Genomic DNA, 3,801 nt, shown 5'->3' on the forward strand with positions numbered 1-3,801 from the left:
AGCACTTTATTAAAGCGATTGAAAAAGAAAAAGAGTGGATTCCCACCCTTTTTTAAAAGATTGATTTTCTCAATAAGCTCCCGCAGAAATCCGCTTGCTTTTTTCATAATCAAGCTCTCTCTGCCGCTCTACCTTCATTCTTGTTTCCAGCCGGCGTCCATATTCCTCGTATCCAATTCCGTGTGACAGCTGCATCGCTTTTTCCATTTCTGACGTATAATCGAGGTTCAGTCTGTCCTGGCTGCTGCAAATAATGAATCAATCCCTTCATATATTTGCTTTTTATTGTACCAGTGCTGCGTTGGATGCCGCAAAAACGATTTGGCGTGAAATAGCGGCAGATGAGACGAAAGCATCCTTTCAGAACAAATGAGAATGGTTTTTCGGAATATTCCTTCTCTTAATGCGTGGTGTTTCCGAATTCCTCAATGCACTGTTGAACAACTGTCACGCCTTGGCTGAAAGCTGCGCCGCCTCCAAATGCCGCTGCCACACTGACGGCTTCGAGAATGTTTTCTTCTGTCGCTCCCTGATCGAGACAGCCTTTTGTATGATAGATCATGCAATATTCGTCCTGAGCATTGATGGCAATTCCGAGGGCGATCAGCTGTTTTTCTCTTTCAGTCAGAGAATTCCCGGCAAAGCACTGTTCAGTAAATTCGTTAAATTTTCTTCCCATCAGCGGCATCTTTTGTTCAAATGTGCCTAAACCATGTTTATATTGTTTTAACGCGTCCTGCATGCTTCCTCTGTCTTGATTCAAAGAAAATCCCTCCATCTGTTTAACATTCCTTTTTATTATGAACAGCTTTTAGGAAAATACGCGAAAAAAACCCCGGAATTCTCATCCGAGGTTTCACCGTGTCAGCAAACCCTCGCATTCGTTGTCAGACCTGCGCGTTGGTGCTCACGAATTGCAACATTCGCTCCGCTCCAATGCTCGGCCTTCCTAGACTTCAAGGGTTTTCAATCACGCTGAAAAGATGACAAAGCCCTAAAACGAATATCGTTTTAGGGCTTTGTCAATAATTGAACCCCGGAATTCTCATCCGGGGTTTCAGTCTTATTCAGATACAGGAAGCACAGCTCCGTCGTATTTTTTCTCGATGAAGTCTTTGATCTTTTTAGAGTGAAGAACTTCCATCAGCGCTTTGATTTTTGCAGAATCTTCTTCGCCTTTTCTTACTGCGATGATGTTAGCGTATGGGTTGTTTTTCGTTGATTCTACTTCAATTGCGTCTTTTTTAGGATTTAATTTATTTTGGATCGCATAGTTTACATTGATGAAGACCGCGTCTCCTTCTTTGTTTTCATATGCTTTTGCCGTTAATTCAGGCGCTACTTTTTTGAATTCAAGGTTTTTCGGGTTTTTCTTAATGTCTTTCAATGTTGCGTCAACTGTTTCCACTTTAGAATCAAGAGTGATTAATCCAGCGTTTTCAAGCATTGCAAGCATACGGCCTTGTTCAGCAACGTTGTTTGTCAGAATGATTGTCGCACCGTCTGGAAGGTCTTTCAGTGATTTGTATGTTTTAGAGTAAATACCGAATGGCTCTAAGTGAACAGCGCCGGCATTCACAAGTTTGTAATCTGTGTTTTCTTTCATTTCTTGCTCAAGGTAAGGAATGTGCTGGAAGTAGTTCGCGTCCACTTCTTTATCAGCTAAAGCTTTATTGTACATTTTGTAATCACTTAGCACTTTCACTTTCAGCGTATAGCCTTTTTCTTTCAGCAATGGTTCAGCTTCTTTTAAAATTTCCGCATGCGGTGTTTTCGTTGCCGCAACGACAATTTCTTTCTTGCCGGATTCAGCGCCGTTATTCGAACCGCAGGCAGCCATAACTCCTGCAAATACAAGCAGTAATGCACCCAAAAATAGCTTTTTCAATGTAAATCCTCCCTTATCGTTTGTCTATAATATTTGTTATTAGATCACCGATGATTTGAATAATAAACACGATGATTAAAATAAACACAGTAGCAACGAAGGTAACATCAGCGTTATTAGACTGATATCCTTCTACGTACGCAAGGTTTCCAAGGCCTCCTGAACCAATGGCTCCGGCAATTGCCGTTGAGCCGATCAAAGCGATGGCAGTAACCGTAATGCCAGAAATAAGAGCAGGCATTGATTCCGGAATCAGCACTTTGAAAATAATCGTAGACGTTTTCGCGCCCATTGATTTAGCGGCTTCAATCACACCTTTATCCACCTCACGCAGCGCGATTTCAACAAGGCGCGCGTAAAATGGTGCCGAGCCGATTACCAGCGCCGGCAATGCGGCGTTTGGCCCTAAGATCGTGCCGACTAAAAATTTCGTAAAACCTAATAGTAAAATAATTAAAATAAGGAACGGAATCGATCTGAATATGTTAACAACGGCCGCAATCGCAGAGTTGACCGCTTTATTCTGCCAGAGGCTTCCTTTGCTCGTCAGAAAGAGCAGCAAGCCGAGGATGACCCCGATGACAAAAGCAAACAGTAAAGAAATCAGCGTCATATAAAGTGTTTCATATGTCGCGTTCCATAATTCAGTTAAATCAACGTTCGGGAAGTATTTTTCAAACATTCGTGATCACCTCTGCTTTCACCTGTTTGTCATTAATGAACCGGATCACGTTTTGCACTTCTTCCTCGTCCCCGTCAATGTGGATGAACAGTGAACCGTAAGCCCCATCCTTCGTCTGCGAAATTTTCCCTTGCAGAATATTGACGCTGACATTGAAGTTTCTGATCATCTCTGTAATCAGAGGCTGTTCAGCTGACTCACCGACAAATGTGAGCTGAACCATTTTTCCTGATGCTGTATCATCAAGAAGGTGCTGAAGCGTCTCTTTCGTTTCTTCCGGCTCTGTCACCTGTTGAACAAATCGTTTTGTCATTTGTTCCTTTGGATTTTTAAAGACATCGAGAACCTCGCCTTCTTCGACCACCTTGCCGTTTTCCATGACGGCGACTCTGTTGCAGATTTTGCGGATGACATGCATTTCGTGCGTAATCAGCACAATCGTCAAACCGAGTCTTTCATTAATATCGGACAATAGATCCAGAATTGAATCTGTCGTTTGCGGATCTAATGCTGATGTCGCTTCGTCACAAAGGAGAACCTTCGGATTGTTTGCAAGCGCTCTGGCAATTCCGACACGCTGCTTCTGACCGCCGCTCAGCTGAGACGGATAAGATTTTTCTTTTCCTTCTAAACCTACCAGTTTAATCAGTTCATTAGCGCGCTTGATCCGCTCGCTCTTTTTCACCCCGGCAATTTCTAAAGGAAACATGATATTATCTCTGACAGTCCGCGACCAAAGCAAATTGAAATGCTGGAAAATCATACTGATCTCATGGCGTGCTTTTCTTAAACCGCGTCCATTTACTTCATTAATCTTGGTTCCCGCCACTTCCACGGTTCCTGAGGTTGGTTTCTCAAGGCCGTTCAGCAGACGGATTAAGGAACTCTTACCAGCTCCGCTATATCCTATAATTCCAAAAATCTCACCTTTTTTAATGGAAAGCGAGACATTTTGGACAGCATTGACATCTCCATGTTTCGACTTGTAAACTTTTGAAACATCCTGAAGATTGATCAAAGCAATCACCTGCCTTAACACTATTCTAAGAAATCTTCCGGTTTTTTCTGCAAAAGAAAAGCCTTTCTGCACACTTGAGCAGAAAGGCTTATATAAAATGCCTTTCTCTCATCTTTCAAAGCTGAACGCTTCGTGTGAATTGGCACCATTTCAACAGTGTTGATGGTTGCCGGGCTTCATAGGGCACTTCCCTCCACCTCTCTTGATAAGAGA

5 protein-coding genes and 1 riboswitch are annotated in these 3,801 nt (G+C 42.8%); all 5 genes read right to left on the reverse strand.

Annotated features, from left to right (window positions below):
- Positions 1-69: 69 nt before the first annotated feature.
- The gene (locus tag RAC86_RS36260; protein WP_003228600.1) at positions 70-207 is read right to left on the reverse strand and encodes a YuzK family famiily protein; all 138 of its coding nucleotides are present in this window, start codon (positions 205-207) and stop codon (positions 70-72) included.
- Positions 208-400: 193 nt separating this feature from the next.
- Positions 401-778, reverse strand: coding sequence for a carboxymuconolactone decarboxylase family protein (locus RAC86_RS36265; RefSeq protein WP_014477920.1), 378 nt, complete (start codon positions 776-778; stop codon positions 401-403).
- Between the two features lie 285 nt (positions 779-1,063).
- Positions 1,064-1,888 (reverse strand): methionine ABC transporter substrate-binding lipoprotein MetQ, encoded by an 825-nt coding sequence (gene metQ, locus RAC86_RS36270; protein WP_003228595.1) that lies wholly within the window; start codon positions 1,886-1,888, stop codon positions 1,064-1,066.
- 13 nt (positions 1,889-1,901) lie between these two features.
- Positions 1,902-2,570 carry a methionine ABC transporter permease MetP gene (gene metP, locus RAC86_RS36275; protein ID WP_015251270.1) on the reverse strand — a complete coding sequence of 223 codons (669 nt, stop codon included), beginning with the start codon at positions 2,568-2,570 and terminating at the stop codon, positions 1,902-1,904.
- On the reverse strand, positions 2,563-3,588 hold the full coding sequence (gene metN / locus RAC86_RS36280) for a methionine ABC transporter ATP-binding protein MetN (protein WP_003242531.1): 1,026 nt from the start codon (positions 3,586-3,588) through the stop codon (positions 2,563-2,565). Before metN ends, metP begins: the two co-directional genes overlap by 8 nt.
- 105 nt (positions 3,589-3,693) lie before the next feature.
- Positions 3,694-3,800: riboswitch (SAM riboswitch) on the reverse strand.
- Position 3,801: the final 1 nt, after the last annotated feature.

The organism is Bacillus sp. LR_5 (assembly GCF_042709275.1).

Excerpts from the sequence above, each read along its gene's own strand:
- RAC86_RS36265 (WP_014477920.1), bottom strand. The coding sequence starts at position 778 with ATGGAGGGATTTTCTTTGAATCAAGACAGAGGAAGCATGCAGGACGCG.
- RAC86_RS36260 (WP_003228600.1), bottom strand. The coding sequence starts at position 207 with ATGGAAAAAGCGATGCAGCTGTCACACGGAATTGGATACGAGGAATAT.
- metP (WP_015251270.1), bottom strand. The coding sequence starts at position 2,570 with ATGTTTGAAAAATACTTCCCGAACGTTGATTTAACTGAATTATGGAAC.